Annotated in this window: 12 protein-coding genes; 9 read left to right on the forward strand and 3 right to left on the reverse strand. The window is 61.1% G+C overall.

Going from position 1 to position 15,124, the window contains the following annotated elements:
* From tcyN to ACTJKS_RS09775, 9 genes are all read left to right on the forward strand, one after another.
* Positions 1-750 carry an L-cystine ABC transporter ATP-binding protein TcyN gene (tcyN, locus tag ACTJKS_RS09735; RefSeq protein ID WP_108181362.1) on the forward strand — a complete coding sequence of 250 codons (750 nt, stop codon included), beginning with the start codon at positions 1-3 and terminating at the stop codon, positions 748-750.
* A gap of 469 nt (positions 751-1,219) precedes the next feature.
* The gene (locus tag ACTJKS_RS09740; RefSeq protein WP_041071176.1) at positions 1,220-1,984 is read left to right on the forward strand and encodes a hypothetical protein; all 765 of its coding nucleotides are present in this window, start codon (positions 1,220-1,222) and stop codon (positions 1,982-1,984) included.
* Positions 1,985-2,377: 393 nt separating this feature from the next.
* Positions 2,378-3,619 (forward strand): SfnB family sulfur acquisition oxidoreductase, encoded by a 1,242-nt coding sequence (locus tag ACTJKS_RS09745; RefSeq protein WP_108181361.1) that lies wholly within the window; start codon positions 2,378-2,380, stop codon positions 3,617-3,619.
* Positions 3,620-3,655: 36 nt separating this feature from the next.
* Positions 3,656-4,849: an SfnB family sulfur acquisition oxidoreductase gene (locus ACTJKS_RS09750; protein ID WP_108181360.1), complete on the forward strand. Its 1,194-nt coding sequence runs from the start codon at positions 3,656-3,658 to the stop codon at positions 4,847-4,849.
* On the forward strand, positions 4,849-6,207 hold the full coding sequence (locus tag ACTJKS_RS09755) for an LLM class flavin-dependent oxidoreductase (RefSeq protein WP_108181359.1): 1,359 nt from the start codon (positions 4,849-4,851) through the stop codon (positions 6,205-6,207). Before ACTJKS_RS09750 ends, ACTJKS_RS09755 begins: the two co-directional genes overlap by 1 nt.
* Before the next feature lie 126 nt (positions 6,208-6,333).
* The gene (locus ACTJKS_RS09760; RefSeq protein WP_108181358.1) at positions 6,334-7,143 is read left to right on the forward strand and encodes a MetQ/NlpA family ABC transporter substrate-binding protein; all 810 of its coding nucleotides are present in this window, start codon (positions 6,334-6,336) and stop codon (positions 7,141-7,143) included.
* Positions 7,144-7,145: 2 nt separating this feature from the next.
* Positions 7,146-8,267 (forward strand): methionine ABC transporter ATP-binding protein, encoded by a 1,122-nt coding sequence (locus ACTJKS_RS09765; protein WP_108181357.1) that lies wholly within the window; start codon positions 7,146-7,148, stop codon positions 8,265-8,267.
* Entirely contained in the window at positions 8,257-8,901 is a 645-nt protein-coding gene (locus ACTJKS_RS09770) for a methionine ABC transporter permease (RefSeq protein WP_440828823.1), read from the forward strand. The genes ACTJKS_RS09765 and ACTJKS_RS09770 overlap by 11 nt, the downstream gene beginning before the upstream one ends.
* Positions 8,902-9,037: 136 nt before the next feature.
* Positions 9,038-9,667 (forward strand): class I SAM-dependent methyltransferase, encoded by a 630-nt coding sequence (locus tag ACTJKS_RS09775; RefSeq protein WP_440828824.1) that lies wholly within the window; start codon positions 9,038-9,040, stop codon positions 9,665-9,667.
* A gap of 84 nt (positions 9,668-9,751) precedes the next feature.
* Here ACTJKS_RS09775 and ACTJKS_RS09780 read toward each other — a convergent pair whose 3' ends face one another.
* The 3 genes from ACTJKS_RS09780 to ACTJKS_RS09790 are packed head-to-tail and all read right to left on the reverse strand — an operon-like array spanning position 9,752 to position 14,966.
* Positions 9,752-12,805, reverse strand: coding sequence for an efflux RND transporter permease subunit (locus ACTJKS_RS09780; RefSeq protein WP_041071156.1), 3,054 nt, complete (start codon positions 12,803-12,805; stop codon positions 9,752-9,754).
* A complete protein-coding gene (locus ACTJKS_RS09785; RefSeq protein ID WP_262947706.1) occupies positions 12,802-13,866 on the reverse strand; it encodes an efflux RND transporter periplasmic adaptor subunit in 1,065 nt (354 codons plus the stop codon). The genes ACTJKS_RS09780 and ACTJKS_RS09785 overlap by 4 nt, the downstream gene beginning before the upstream one ends.
* Positions 13,863-14,966: an efflux RND transporter periplasmic adaptor subunit gene (locus ACTJKS_RS09790; protein WP_262947705.1), complete on the reverse strand. Its 1,104-nt coding sequence runs from the start codon at positions 14,964-14,966 to the stop codon at positions 13,863-13,865. The genes ACTJKS_RS09785 and ACTJKS_RS09790 overlap by 4 nt, the downstream gene beginning before the upstream one ends.
* Between the last annotated feature and the right edge of the window lie 158 nt (positions 14,967-15,124).

Here is a 15,124-nt window from a genome sequence, read left to right on the forward strand (position 1 = left end):
ATGATTGTCGTGGAAAAACTGACAAAGCAGTTCAAGGGTCAAGAGGTGCTCAAAGGCATCGATCTTGAAGTAAAGGAAGGCGAGGTCGTGGCCATCATCGGCCCCAGCGGTTCGGGTAAAACCACGTTCCTGCGCTGCCTGAATTTCCTTGAAGAGCCCACCAGCGGCCGGATCAAGGTCGGCGATATCGAGATCGATACCCGCCGTCCTCTGAGCCAGCAACAAAGCCTGGTGCGCAACCTGCGCCAGCACGTAGGTTTCGTATTCCAGAACTTCAACCTGTTCCCGCACCGCACCGCCCTGGAAAACGTCATCGAAGGGCCGATCGTGGTCAAGAAGATGCCGCGCGAACAAGCCGTTACCCTGGGCATGAAGCTGTTGGCCAAGGTCGGTCTGGCCGGCAAGGAAGATGCGTATCCGCGTCGTCTCTCCGGCGGTCAGCAACAGCGCGTGGCGATTGCCCGGGCGCTGGCGATGGAACCGGAAGTGATCCTGTTCGACGAACCGACCTCGGCGCTCGACCCGGAACTGGTCGGCGAAGTGTTGGCGACCATTCGTGGTCTGGCTGAAGAAAAACGCACCATGGTCATCGTCACTCACGAAATGGGGTTCGCCCGCGATGTGGCCAACCGTGTGGTGTTTTTTGACAAGGGCGTGATCGTCGAGCAAGGCGAAGCCAAAGCCTTGTTTGCCAACCCGAAAGAAGAGCGCACCAAACAGTTTCTCAGCAAGTTTCTGAATCACGCCTGAGAAGCTTATTGTCTGGAGTCATTAACTTCCATGGATGGAAGTTATACTTTTCCCGCCTACACTAACATCTAAGCCCCTCCATTCTAAAACCTGTCAAAACAATACATACATGTTCTGCAGCCGTTGGGCTTAATCCGTTGCGCATCTCTTTGCCTGCGAAACGATCCAAACTCGCCTGCACTAAAACAATAAAAACTGCCAAAAAACCGTAGTTCCATTCGCCATTGCGGCTAGGCAGCGTGACTGCACAACGTAGGAATCTTCTGATTAATCGGTAATTCACGGATTAACTAAGACACTCTATTGACACTCTTTCCCGCACACTCTTATCTAGTCGTCAACCGGCACCCACTAGTTGAATCAATTCGCACTGAGTCTGAACAAAAGTTCAGGCTGCATAACCGATTCATCACGCCTTTTGTTTTTTCAAGAAACGGAATTCGCCGCAAGATTTCAAGGAGAGAGCCCGATGATCCGCACTTCGCATACCCCCGAACTGGCAGCCCCACACCTGGCAGCCGCGCAGAAAAACGCCGTCAACCTGGCCGCGGCCGCGCATCTGCTGATCGATGTTCTGCCGTACCCCGGTATGGACGCCGGCGATCTGATCGAACTGTTCTGGAACAACTGCTACGTCGCCTCACGCGTCCTGACCAGTGAAGACCTCGGCACATCGGTCAGTCTGCGAGTGCCGGAGAGCTTCATCGCCAGCGGTACCGCACGGATTCACTATCGGGTCATGCAAATCGGGCAGGGACCGGCGCTGTCGGCGGCAACCCGGGTTCAAGTCAAGCTCGACTGCCCAGGCGGCCAGCCTTCGGCGTTGTGCGGTGACGAGAATCAGCAACTGGCGCCGGTCACGGTACCCGACACCATCCGCCGCCAGGGCGTGAACCCCAATCAGATCAAACGCGGTGTGCCCCTGACCATCGAACCCTACCGGAACATGGCCGAGGACGACGCCATCACCTTGCGCTGGGGCGATGTGCGCATGGACCTGGCCCGAATCACCGCTGCCGATGTCGGCCTGCCGATTCAGGTCTGGGTGCCACCGGCAGTGATTGTCGAGGGCGGTGAGGATCTGCGCCTCGACGTAACCTACTGCGTCATCGACTGGGTCGGCAACAACTCACGCTGGGCACCGCCACGGACGCTGAAGATCGGTTGCGTGAATCCTTATCTGAAGGTGCCGCTGCGCCAGGATCTGAAGGCCGCTGAATCGACCAAGGATTGATGCCGCATTCCTGTACTCATGGGGCTTTGTAGTGAGGGGATCCAGGGAAGTCGTACCGCCCCGATGGACTGCGAAGCAATCCCGTTTTTTATGATTCAGAAAGGGCCGCTGCGCGGCCGGTCGGGGATAAATCCCCTCACCACAGGTTGTATTGCCACGGCTGAGAGACTGTTAACCAACCCGACCACCGCCCCTTCTATACATATTCCTAAAAGTTAGTTTATTTAATATTTATACACGCTTAGGGTATATGAACCGGACCACCGGACATTCTTTCGTTCGCCGCACTTTTGCGGCGTTTTTCATGAGATGTGAGGTAGGTAGTATGGTCCGGAACACAATCACCCCAGTGCAGATCGCCAGGGCATTGCGTGCAGCCAGGGAGCGGCACTGATGTCCAGTCTGGCCGATGCAAACGTCCAGTCGGATCTGGACATCGCCCCGTTGTTGTTGCCCGCGCAGGTCTTGCGCAACGACACCCAAGCCATCAAGGCCGCCCATGAGCTGGCGCAAGTCGCCCGCGTGCAGGCCGCCAGGCGCGACCGCCAGCGCAAGCTGCCGTGGTCGGAAATCGAACAGTTCACCCGCAGCGGTCTGGGCAGCATTGCCATCCCCCGTGAATACGGCGGCCCACAGGTTTCGTTTGTCACGTTGGCCGAGGTGTTCGCGATCATTTCCGCGGCCGACCCGGCGCTGGGACAGATCCCGCAGAACCAGTTCGGCATCATCAATCTGGTGCTCGGCAGCGCCACCGAGGCGCAGAAACAACAGCTGTTCCAGAGTGTTCTGGAAGGCTGGCGCATCGGCAATGCCGGCCCTGAACGCGGCACCAAAAATACCCTGGAATTGAAAGCGCGCATCACCGCCGACGGCGATGACTATGTGCTCAACGGCCAGAAGTTTTATTCCACCGGCGCGCTGTTCGCGCACTGGGTGGCGGTCAAGGCGCTCAATGACGACGGCAAGCAAGTGCTGGCCTTCGTCCGCCGTGGCACCCCGGGCCTGCGCATCGTTGATGACTGGTCGGGCTTCGGGCAGCGCACCACCGCCAGCGGCACGATTGTGCTGAACAACGTGCGCGTCGAGTCGAGCCTGGTCGTCGACAACTGGAAGATCAACGAGAAGCCGAATACCCAAGGTGCCGTGTCGCAGCTGATTCAAGCGGCCATCGACGCTGGTATCGCCCGAGGTGCCATCGACGACGCCATCGAATTCGTCAAAACCCGCGCACGGCCGTGGATCGACGCCAAGGTGGAACGCGCCAGCGATGACCTCTACGTGATCGCCGACATCGGCAAACTGAAAATCGAACTGCACGCCGCCGAGGCATTGCTGCGCAAGGCCGGGCAAGTGCTGGATCAGGTGCACGCCGCACCGCTCACCGCCGAGTCCGCCGCCCGCGCCTCGATTGCCGTGGCCGAGGCCAAAGTGCTGACCACCGAGATTTCACTGCTGGCCAGCGAAAAGCTTTTCGAACTGGCCGGCAGCCGCGCGACCCTCGCCGAATTCAACCTCGACCGCCACTGGCGCAACGCCCGCGTACACACCCTGCACGACCCGGTGCGCTGGAAATATCACGCGGTCGGCGCCTATCGCCTGAACGGTACTTTGCCGGCCCGCCATTCCTGGATCTGACGACCGCACACTTTCTCAAAGGCATTGGAGAGAACCATGACTTTTTCCCACCCCGTCGCGGTCATCACCAGCGATGAGCAAGCCCTGATCGTCGCCAGCGATCTGGCCGAAGATTTCAAACGCGACAGTGCCGTGCGCGACCGTGAACGCCGCCTGCCACTGCCGGAACTCGACGTGTTTTCCCGCTCCGGCCTGTGGGGCATCAGCGTGCCCAAGGAATACGGCGGTGCCGGCGTGTCCAACGTGACCCTGGCCAAAGTCATCGCCCTGATCGCTCAGGCTGACGGCTCTCTGGGGCAGATTCCGCAGAACCATTTCTACGCCCTCGAAGTGCTGCGCGTTAACGGCAGCCACGAGCAGAAACAACGGCTGTACGCCGAGGTGCTGGCCGGCCAGCGCTTCGGCAACGCCTTGGCGGAACTCGGTACCAAAACCGCCCACGACCGCGTCACCCGCCTCAAGCGTGACGGCGACGGCTACCGCATCAACGGGCGCAAGTTTTATGCGACCGGCGCGATCTACGCGCAGCGCATCCCGACGTCGGTGGTTGATGAAAATGGCGTGCAGCAACTGGCCTTCGTCCCGCGTGACAGCCAAGGCCTGACGGTGATCGACGACTGGAGCGGTTTCGGCCAGCGCACCACCGGCAGCGGTTCGGTGGTGTTCGAAGACGTCTACGTCGCCGCCGACGACGTGATTCCGTTCCAGAGCGCCTTCGAGCGTCCGACCACGGTCGGCCCGCTGGCGCAGATCCTCCACGCTGCCATCGACACCGGCATCGCCCGCGCCGCTTACGAAGATGCCCTGCATTTTGTGCGTAGCAAGACGCGTCCGTGGATCGACTCCGGCACCGACAAGGCCACCGAAGACCCGCTGACCCTGAAGAGTTTCGGCCACTTGAGCATCCGCCTGCACGCCACCGAAGCGCTGCTTGAACGCGCCGGCGAATTTCTCGACAAGGCCCAGGCCGAGACTAATACCGAAACCGTCGCTGCCGCGTCGATTGCCGTCGCCGAAGCACGGGCGATCAGCACTGAAATCTCGCTTGCCGCCGGCAGCACGCTGTTCGAACTGGCTGGCAGCCAGGCAACGCTGATCGAGCACGGCCTCGACCGCCACTGGCGCAACGCTCGCGTGCACACTCTGCATGACCCGGTGCGCTGGAAGTATCACGCGGTGGGCAATTACTACCTCAACGATGAAAAGCCTCCGCTGCGAGGAACGATCTGATGAGCGGCGCGAAAAAGAAGATCCTGCTCAACGCGTTCAACATGAACTGCATCGGCCACATCAACCACGGCCTGTGGACGCATCCACGCGACACGTCGACGCGCTACAACACCATCGAGTACTGGACAGAACTGGCGCAGTTGCTGGAGCGCGGGCTGTTTGACGGGCTGTTCATCGCCGACATCGTCGGCGTGTACGACGTCTACCAGAACTCGGTGGATGTCACGCTGAAAGAGTCGATCCAGTTGCCGGTCAACGACCCGCTGCTGCTGGTGTCAGCCATGGCGGCGGTGACGAAAAATCTCGGTTTCGGCCTCACCGCCAACCTCACCTATGAACCGCCCTATCTGTTCGCCCGCCGCATGTCCACGCTCGATCATCTGAGCCGCGGTCGGGTCGGCTGGAACATCGTCACCGGTTACCTCGACAGCGCCGCCAAGGCCATGGGCCTGCGCGAACAGGTCGAGCATGACCGTCGCTACGATCAGGCCGACGAGTACCTCGAAGTGCTCTACAAACTCTGGGAGGGCAGTTGGGAAAACGGTGCGGTACTCAATGACCGCGTGCAGCGCATCTACGCCCAGCCGGAGAAGGTGCACAAGGTCGAGCACCACGGCGAATTCTATCAAGTCGAGGGTTATCACCTCTGCGAGCCGTCGCCGCAGCGCACGCCTGTGCTGTTCCAGGCTGGCAGTTCCGATCGTGGATTGCTGTTCGCCGGGCGTCACGCCGAGTGCGTGTTCATCAGCGGCCAGAACAAACCGTCGACCAAGGTGCAGGTGGACAAGGTCCGCGCCAGCGCGGTCGAGGCCGGGCGCAATCCTGAGGATATCAAGGTGTTCATGGGCCTCAACGTGATCGTCGGCGCCACCGAAGCAGCCGCGTGGGCCAAGCACGCCGAGTACTTGAGTCATGCCAGTGCCGAGGCCGGTGTGGCGCACTTCTCGGCGTCCACCGGCATCGATTTTTCTCAATACGAAATCGACGAGCCGATCCAGTACGTCAAGAGCAACGCCATCCAGTCCGCGACCAAAAACCTGCAGAACAACGACTGGACCCGCCGCAAATTGCTCGACCAGCACGCTCTCGGTGGCCGCTACATCACCGTGGTCGGCTCGTCTGAGCAAGTGGCCGATGAACTGGAAGCGTGGATCGCTGAAACCGGTCTCGACGGCTTCAACCTGACGCGCATCGTGACCCCGGAAAGCTATGTCGATTTCATCGAGCTGGTGATTCCGGAGTTGCAGCGGCGCGGGTCGTACAAGACTGCGTATGACAGCGGCAGCCTGCGCGAAAAGCTGTTTCACGCAGGGGCGCAGTTACCTGAGCAACATACCGGATCTTCGTACCGCCGCTAAAAGCATCGCTGGCAAGCCAGCTCCCACAAGGGTCTGTGGCGTTCATAAAACCTGTGGGAGCTGGCTTGCCAGCGATGAGGCCCGACCAGACACCACAAAATTCATGCACTGACTGGAAAAATCACCATGACCAAGAAACTTCTGTCCCACCCAGTCAAAGCACTGGCCCTGGCCTTCGGCCTGTTCAGCTCGGCGGTGTTCGCCGCCGATGCACCACTGAAAATCGGCACCACCGCTGCCTTCGCGATTCCGCTGGAAGCCGCCGTCGAGGAAGCCTCCAGACAAGGCCTGAAAGTCGAGCTGGTGGAGTTCACCGACTGGATCGCACCGAACGTCAGCCTCGCCGCCGGCGACATCGACGTGAACTACTTCCAGCACATCCCGTTCCTCGAAAACGCCAAGGCGGCCTCCGGTTTTGACCTGGTGCCGTTCGCCCCGGGGATCATCAACAACGTCGGCCTCTACTCGAAAAAATACAAAAGCTTCGACGAGTTGCCCGAAGGCGCCAGCGTCGCCATCGCCAACGACCCGATCAACAGCGGTCGCGGTCTGCAACTGCTGGCCAAGGCTGGCCTGATCACCCTCAAACCTGGCGTCGGCTACAAGGCCACCGAAGACGACATCGTCGCCAACCCGAAGAAGATCAAGATTCTGCAAGTCGAAGCCGTGCAACTGGTGCGCGCCTACGATGACGCCGATCTGGTCCAGGGCTACCCGGCCTACATTCGTCTGGCGAAGACCTTCGACGCCGGCTCCGCACTGCTGTTCGACGGCCTCGACCACAAGGAATACGTGATCCAGTTCGTCATCCAGCCGAAGAGCAAGGACGACCCGCGCCTGATCAAATTCGTCGACATCTACCAGCACTCGCCGGCCGTTCGCGCCGCGCTGGACAAGGCTCACGGCAAGCTGTATCAGGCCGGTTGGGAAAGCTGAACATGACCGCCGCGATCCAACGGCGACTGGAGATTCCAGAGCCAAAACATGCTGAAAAAACCGAACTGCATCCCGAGCTGAATCGCGCCCACGTGCGCTTCATCGGCCTGGGTAAAACCTACGAAGGTCGACAAGGCCCAATCGCGGCCCTGCAAGGCATCGACCTGGCGATCCAGCGCGGCGAGGTGTTCGGCATCATCGGCCGCAGCGGCGCCGGCAAATCGTCACTGATCCGCACGATCAATCGTCTGGAACAACCGACGGCGGGACGGGTGCTGATCGATCAGGTCGACATCGGCGAGTTCGATGAAGACCGGCTGGTCACGCTGCGGCGGCGCATCGGCATGATCTTCCAGCACTTCAACCTGATGTCGGCCAAGACCGTGTGGCAGAACGTCGAACTGCCGCTGAAAGTCGCGGGCGTGCCGAAGGCGCAACGCGAGCAGAAGGTTCGTGAGCTGCTCGAACTGGTCGGCCTGCAAGCCAAGCACAAGGCTTACCCGGCGCAGCTTTCCGGCGGGCAGAAACAGCGTGTCGGCATCGCCCGCGCATTGGTGCATGACCCGGACATTCTGCTGTGCGACGAAGCCACTTCGGCGCTCGATCCCGAGACCACTCAGTCGATCCTCGGCCTGCTGCGCGAGATCAACCGGCGCCTCGGCCTGACCATCGTGTTGATCACCCATGAAATGGCGGTGATCCGCGAAATCTGCGACCGCGTGGTAGTGCTGGAACACGGGCGGATCGTCGAGCAAGGCCCGGTCTGGGAGGTATTCGGCAATCCGCAACACGAGGTCAGTCAGACCTTGCTCGCGCCGCTGCAACACGCACTGCCGGAAGAGCTGCAAAGCCGTCTGCATGCCCAGCCGCCCTCCCCGGGCGCGGCGGTGGTATTGCGTTTGCAGTTCACCGGTGGCGCCGCCGACGAGCCGGATCTGGCGGCGCTGTTCGCCGCTCTCGGCGGACGCGTGAAGTTGCTGCAGGGCGGCGTCGAGCGGATTCAGGGCCACGCGCTGGGACACCTGTTGCTGGCGGTCAGCGGCTCATCCTTGAGTGCCGAACAATTGCGCGAGCGCGCCGGGCAGTGGGCGCAACGAGTGGAGGTATCGGGTTATGTGGTTTGATCGCTTGCTCCAGGGTTTCATTGACACCTTCCTGATGGTCGGCGTGTCGTCGCTGATCGCCTTGCTGGTGGGGATCCCGATGGCGGTGATTCTGGTCACCAGCGACAAGGGCGGGATCTATCAGGCGCCGCTGCTCAACCGGGCGCTGGGCGCGTTCGTGAATCTGTTCCGCTCGATCCCGTTTCTGATTCTGATGGTCGCGCTGATTCCGTTCACCCGGCTGATTGTCGGCACCACGTACGGTGTGTGGGCGGCGGTGATGCCGCTGACCATCGCCGCGACGCCGTTCTTTGCGCGGATTGCCGAAGTGAGTCTGCGTGAGGTCGATCACGGCTTGATCGAGGCGGCGCAAGCCATGGGCTGCCGGCGCTGGCACATCGTCTGGCATGTGCTGTTGCCTGAAGCGCTGCCGGGGATCGTCGGCGGGTTCACGATTACGCTGGTGACGATGATCAACTCGTCAGCCATGGCCGGAGCGATTGGCGCCGGCGGTTTGGGCGATATCGCTTACCGCTACGGTTATCAACGTTTCGACAGCCAGATCATGCTGACGGTGATTGTGTTGCTGGTGGCGTTGGTGGCGGTGATTCAGTTGGGCGGCGATCGCCTCGCCAGAGGTCTGAACAAGCGCTGAAGCAAGATCAAAAGATCGCAGCCTTCGGCAGCTCCTACAGGGGAATGCGATCTTCTGTAGGAGCTGCCGAAGGCTGCGATCTTTTAAAGCGCGAAAGCGCTTATAGTCTGCTCAACTCCCCCAAACAGTCCGCCCCATGAAACAGACTCCCACCGATCTGGAACAGATCACCGCCACCACCCTCGGCCACTACAACTCGGTGGCCGAAGACTTCCGCGAAGGCACCCGCGATCACGATGTCAGCCAGAACATCGACGCCTTGCTTCGCCACATCCAGGGTCCGGCGCCGTTCACCCTGCTCGATTTCGGCTGCGGCCCCGGCCGTGATTTGCAGACGTTCACCCGCATGGGCCACGTCGCGGTCGGCCTTGATGGCTCAGAGGAATTTGCGCGCATGGCCCGTGAGGACAGCGGTTGCGAGGTCTGGCAGCAGGACTTTCTGAAACTCGATCTGCCGGCCGAGCGCTTCGACGGCATCTTCGCCAATGCGGTGCTGTTTCATGTGCCGTTGCAGGAGTTGCCGCGAGTGCTCAAGCAGTTGCATGGCACGCTGAAGCCGGGTGGGGTGTTGTTCAGTTCCAATCCGCGCGGGAATAACCGTGAGGGCTGGAATGGGCCACGCTACGGCTCATATCACGACTTGGACGCGTGGCGCGGGTTGCTGACGGCGGCGGGGTTTGTCGAGCTTGAGCATTACTACCGGCCGGCGGGATTGCCGCGCGAGCAGCAGCCTTGGCTGGCGAGTGTCTGGCGGCGGGTTGGCTGAAGATCAAAAGATCGCAGTCTGCAGCAGCGCCGACATGGGATTTCCTGTATGCGCTGCCGCAGGCTGCGATCTTTTGCTTTTGCCTTATGCGGTCTCTTTCTTCGGCTCGCGAATCTTGTACCAGGCCACATACAGCGCCGGCAGAAACAGCAGGGTCAGCAACGTCGCGACCACGATCCCGCCAATCATCGCGTAGGCCATTGGCCCCCAGAACACTTCCCGGGCAATCGGAATCATGCCCATGCTCGCCGCCGCAGCCGTCAGCAGGATCGGCCGACGCCGGTGCTCGGTCGCTTCCACCACCGCATCCCACGGCGTATAGCCCTTCTGCTCGAACTCATCGATCTGCGTCACCAGAATCACCGAGTTGCGGATGATGATACCGATCAGTGCGAGGATCCCCAGGATCGCCACGAAGCCCATCGGCGTACCGGTCGGCACCAGCGCCAGCACCACACCGATCAGACCCAGCGGCGCGACACTTGCCACCAGGAACATCTTCTGCACGCTGTGCAACTGGATCATCAGGAAGGTCGCCATCAAAAACAGCATCAACGGCAGGACCTTGGCGATCGGTCCCTGGGCCTTGCCGCTTTCCTCGACCGTACCGCCCGTGGCGACTTTGTAGCCGACCGGGAGTTTTTCAGCGAACGCATCAATCGACGGCTTGAGCAGTTTCACCAGGTCGGTCGGCTGGATCTCGTCGCGCACCGAGGCCTTGATGGTGATGGTCGGCAGACGGTCACGACGCCACACCAGCGGTTGCTCCAGCTCATACCGCACGGTGGCAAAGGCCAATAGCGGAATCGACGTGCCGTTGGGTGTGACGATCTGCAGGTTCTGCAGGGTTTCCGGGGTGCCGCGTTCGGAATCCACCGCGCGGCCGACGACGTTGATCAGGTAGATATCGTCATCGACCTGGGTCAGTGGCGAGCCGCTGACGATGCTATTCATCAGCTTCGCCACGTCTTCCGAGGACAGCCCGAGCTGACGCGCCTTGTCCTGGGCAATGTCGATGCGCAGCACTTTGCCCGGCTCGTTCCAGTCGTAAATGATCTCGCCGATGTGCTCGTTCTTGTCCAGTTCGGTCGCCAGATCAATAGCGTGCTTGCGCACCTGATCGATGTCCTTGCCGCTGACCCGGTACTGGATCGGGCGTCCCACCGGCGGGCCCATTTCCAGCGCCTGCACGTAACTGCCGATGCCGACGAAGTCCTTGTGCAAGCGTTCACGCAGGCGTTGGCTGAGGGCTTCGCGGGCCTCGAAGTCTTTGCTGACGATCACCAGTTGCGCGTAGTACGGGTTCTGCAATTGCTGGTCGAGCGGCAAGTAGAAACGGATCGCACCCTGACCGATGTAAGTGCTCCAGCGCACGATGTCCGGGTCGCCCTTGAGCGTGGCTTCGAGCTTGTCCACGGCCTTGCGGGTTTCGTCGATCGAGGCGTTTTGCGGCAGGTTCAGATCGACGAGGATTTCCGGGCGATCGGAGGACGGGAAGAACTGATTTTGCACAAAGCGCATGCAGAACACCGCCAGCACAAAGCACAACACGGTGATGCCGATCGCCCACCAGCGGTTGCGCATCGACCACAGCAAACCGTGGTTGAATGCCCGACCAATGCGTCCCGGCTCGCCCTCGTGAGGTTTCACATTGGTGCTGAGGATGTGCACGCCGATTACCGGTGCGAACAGCACCGCGACGATCCACGACACCAGCATGGCCACCGCGATCACCGCAAACAGGGTGAAGGTGTACTCACCGGCGGAGCTGGCGTTGAGGCCGATCGGCACGAAGCCGGCAACGGTCACCAGCGTACCGGTGAGCATCGGGAACGCCGTCGAGGTGTAGGCAAACGTAGCCGCCTGCTCCTTGGTCTCGCCCATTTCCAGACGCGTGACCATCATCTCCACGGTGATCATCGCGTCGTCCACCAGCAGACCGAGGGCGATGATCAGCGCGCCGAGGGAAATCCGCTGCATGGTGATGCCGCTGTATTCCATGAACACAAACACCATCGCCAGCACCAGCGGAATCGAGCACGCCACCACCAGCCCGGCGCGCACGCCAAGACTGATGAAGCTGACCACCAGCACGATGATCACCGCTTCGAACAGCGCGCTGGTGAAGCCACCAACCGCCTCTTCCACCACCACGGCCTGATCGGACACCGTATGGACGCCGACGCCAACCGGCAGATCAGCGGTGATCTGGTCGATCCGCTGGTGCAACGCCTTGCCGAATTCCTGAACGTTGCCGCCCTTCTGCATGGCAATCGCCAGACCGATTGCCGGCTTGCCGTCGAAACGGAATTCCGGCGTGGCCGGGTCAACATAACCGCGACTGATGTCGGCGATATCGGCCAGACGATAGAAGCGCTCATTGAGTTTGAGATTGACCTCGGCCAGATCCTTCTCCGACGCGAACTGCCCTGAAGTACGCACCGAGATACGCTCAGGCCCGGCCTCGATCACACCCGCCGGAGTCACGGCGTTCTGCGATTGCAGGCTCTGCACCACCTGACGCTGATCGATGCCCAGTGCCGCGAGCTTGCGGGTGGAGAAGTTCAGGTAAATCACTTCGTCCTGCTGGCCGATCATCTCGATCTTGCCCAGACCCGGCACGTTGCGGATCTCGGCGCGGGCCTGTTCCACGTAGTCGCGCAACTGGCGCATGGTCAGGCCGTCGGCGGTAAACGCGTAGACCGAGCCGTAGACGTCACCGAACTCATCGTTGAATCCGGGCCCCTGAATCCCTTGGGGAAACTGTCCGCGAATGTCATCGATCTTCTTGCGCACCTGGTACCAGATTTCCGGAATGTCCTTGGCGCTGGTGGTGTCGCGCAGGTACACGTAGACCGTCGATTCACCGGGGCGCGTGTAACTTTTCACGTAGTCGAGTGAATCGAGCTCCTCGAGTTTTTTCTCGATGCGGTCGGTGACCTGCTTGAGGGTTTCCTCCTGGGTCGCGCCCGGCCATTTGGTCTGGATGACCATGGTCTTGATGGTGAACGAAGGGTCTTCTTCACGCCCCAGATTGAAGTAAGAGAACACCCCCATCAGCAACGCGACGAACATCAGGTACCAGACGAACGACTGATGCTTGAGGGCCCATTCGGAGAGATTGAAAGAGCCTTTCATTGACTGTCCTCGTCGAGTTTCACGGCTTGTCCGGGTTTAAGACTGTTGACGCCTGCGCTGACCACGCGCTCGCCGGATTTGACGCCGTCGGCCAGCACCACGGTGCCGTCGGTACGGCTGATCACGCTGACGTCACGGGGCGCAACGGTTTTGCCGGAGGTGTCGACCACCCAGATGCGGGTCTTGCCATCGGCTTCCTGCAGGGCAGTGGCAGGCAACTCGATACGCGGCTTGATCGCTGAACTGAGCGTCACGCTGATCGCCGTACCGAGGCGAAACCCCTCCGGGGTGCTGGCCAGGGTCAGCCGCGCGCGGCGGGTGCGCGTGGCGCTTTGAGCCTGCGGTTCGATCTCGCGAATGGTCGCGGTGGTATTGATGCTCGGGTCGAGTTGCCCGGCCACCAGAAACACCACGTCGGCGGGGATCTGATCAACCAGTGTGTCCGGCAGGTCGATCACCGCTTCCTTGATGTCCGGTTGCGCCAGAGTCACCACTTGCTGGCCGGCAGTCACCACCTGGCCGGCTTCGGCATTCCATGCGGTGACCACGGCTTTGTGGTCGGCACGCAGTTCGGTGTAGCCGAGCTGATCCTTGCTCTGATCGACCGCCGCCCGGGCCTGATCGAGCGAGGCCTGGGTGGTTTTCAGATCGGTGATGGCGATGTCCAGTTGTGCCTGCGCGCCCACCCCGCGATCAAACAGCGCCTGCTGACGCCGGGCGTTGGCCTGGGCGTTGATCAGTTGCGCCTGCACCTTGGCCAGATCGCCCTGGGCCGAGCGCAACTGGTTCTGTTGATCGGAGGGGTCGAGCGTGGCGAGCAACGTACCCTTTTGCACCTCGGTGCCGACATCGACGTTACGGCTGGCAATACGTCCACCGACGCGGAAACCGGTGTTGCTCTCGTAACGCGCCTGAATGCTGCCGGCGAAACGCCCGAGGGTTTCCTCGTTCAGCGCCTGTACCTTGATCGACAGCACCGGCCGCACCGGCTCCGGCGGTGGCTCGCTTTTCGAGCAGGCAGCCAGCAGCACGCCGATGGACAACAGCCCCAGACGCTTCATGGCTGTGCTCCCGGTTGCAGACCTTCGTAGGTGTTTTCGGCAATCTCGACTTTCATGCCCGGATGCAACAACTGCCCACCCGCGACAATGACTTTTTCCCCGCCTTTGAGACCGTCGCTGATGATCACCTTGCCGATCAGGTAGCGGCTGACAGTGACGTTATGCAACTGCGCCTCGCCCTTGTCGTCAACCATCCACACGGCCGGCTCGCTGATGTTTTTGGTCAGCGCCGACCATGGCAATTCCACCGCCGACTTGCCGCTGCCCTTGGCCGTGGCGCTGACCACCGAGCCGAGCTGCATGCCCTGCGGCAGGCTGTCGAGGGTGACTTTGACTTGCACCGTGCCGGACTGCGCCGACACCGCCGGGGTGATTTCGCGCACCGTGCCGGTGGTCTTGATCGCGGGATTATCGAGCAGGCTGACGACAATCGAGCGATCGTCAGGGCGTTCGGCCAGCAGCGATTCGTAGACGTTGAACACCGCGTCGCGATCGCCATCGCGGGCCAGTTTGAAAATCGGCGCGGTGGCCTGGACCACCTGGCCAACCTCGGCCTGGCGCTCGGTGATAATCCCCGGGGCATCGGCGATCAGCGCGGTGTAGCTCAGTTGATCCTTGGCATTGGCCAGTTGCGCCTGCGCCGCGCTCAGGGCGCTCTGGCTGCTGCGCAAGGCGGCTTGGGCGGAGTCGAATTCGCTCTGGCTGGTGTAACCCTTGGGCAACAGTTTCTGCTGACGCACGAACGCTGCGGCGCTCTGTTTGACCCGTGCCTGCTCGGCGATGACCTGGGCCTGAGCGGAATCGACGTTGGTCTGCAAATCCTTGGGATCGAGTTTGGCCAGCACTTGCCTGGCGCTGACCCGGTCGCCGACATCGACCATGCGCTGGATGATCTTGCCACCGACCCGGAAAGACAGTTCGGTCTGCACCCGGGCCTGCACATCGCCGGTCAGGGTCACGGCAGCCGCGTAATCGGCGGGTTTGACCTCTTGCACATAGACCCGTGGCAGGTACTCCGCCGGGGCTTCTTTCTTGCCGCAAGCGGTCAACAACGTGAGCAGGCTCAGCACGACAACTGTTTTCAATCCGGGACTCGCCATGCAGACTCCTTCCTGTGTACGAACGTGCAAGTGACGATACGACTGTGAGCTTAGAACAGGGTTCAACGTTCGCTCGCGTGATCTCTATTTTTCCCCTGTAGGAGCTGCCGCAGGCTGCGATCTTTTGACTTTACAAAAGCAAGATCAAAAGATCGCAG

Origin of the sequence: Pseudomonas sp. 22189, from assembly GCF_052045635.1 — a bacterium.
GTDB lineage: Bacteria > Pseudomonadota > Gammaproteobacteria > Pseudomonadales > Pseudomonadaceae > Aquipseudomonas > Aquipseudomonas parakoreensis.

Excerpts from the sequence above, each read along its gene's own strand:
- tcyN (WP_108181362.1), top strand. The coding sequence starts at position 1 with ATGATTGTCGTGGAAAAACTGACAAAGCAGTTCAAGGGTCAAGAGGTG.
- ACTJKS_RS09740 (WP_041071176.1), top strand. The coding sequence starts at position 1,220 with ATGATCCGCACTTCGCATACCCCCGAACTGGCAGCCCCACACCTGGCA.
- ACTJKS_RS09745 (WP_108181361.1), top strand. The coding sequence starts at position 2,378 with ATGTCCAGTCTGGCCGATGCAAACGTCCAGTCGGATCTGGACATCGCC.
- ACTJKS_RS09750 (WP_108181360.1), top strand. The coding sequence starts at position 3,656 with ATGACTTTTTCCCACCCCGTCGCGGTCATCACCAGCGATGAGCAAGCC.
- ACTJKS_RS09755 (WP_108181359.1), top strand. The coding sequence starts at position 4,849 with ATGAGCGGCGCGAAAAAGAAGATCCTGCTCAACGCGTTCAACATGAAC.
- ACTJKS_RS09760 (WP_108181358.1), top strand. The coding sequence starts at position 6,334 with ATGACCAAGAAACTTCTGTCCCACCCAGTCAAAGCACTGGCCCTGGCC.
- ACTJKS_RS09765 (WP_108181357.1), top strand. The coding sequence starts at position 7,146 with ATGACCGCCGCGATCCAACGGCGACTGGAGATTCCAGAGCCAAAACAT.
- ACTJKS_RS09770 (WP_440828823.1), top strand. The coding sequence starts at position 8,257 with ATGTGGTTTGATCGCTTGCTCCAGGGTTTCATTGACACCTTCCTGATG.
- ACTJKS_RS09775 (WP_440828824.1), top strand. The coding sequence starts at position 9,038 with ATGAAACAGACTCCCACCGATCTGGAACAGATCACCGCCACCACCCTC.
- ACTJKS_RS09780 (WP_041071156.1), bottom strand. The coding sequence starts at position 12,805 with ATGAAAGGCTCTTTCAATCTCTCCGAATGGGCCCTCAAGCATCAGTCG.
- ACTJKS_RS09785 (WP_262947706.1), bottom strand. The coding sequence starts at position 13,866 with ATGAAGCGTCTGGGGCTGTTGTCCATCGGCGTGCTGCTGGCTGCCTGC.
- ACTJKS_RS09790 (WP_262947705.1), bottom strand. The coding sequence starts at position 14,966 with ATGGCGAGTCCCGGATTGAAAACAGTTGTCGTGCTGAGCCTGCTCACG.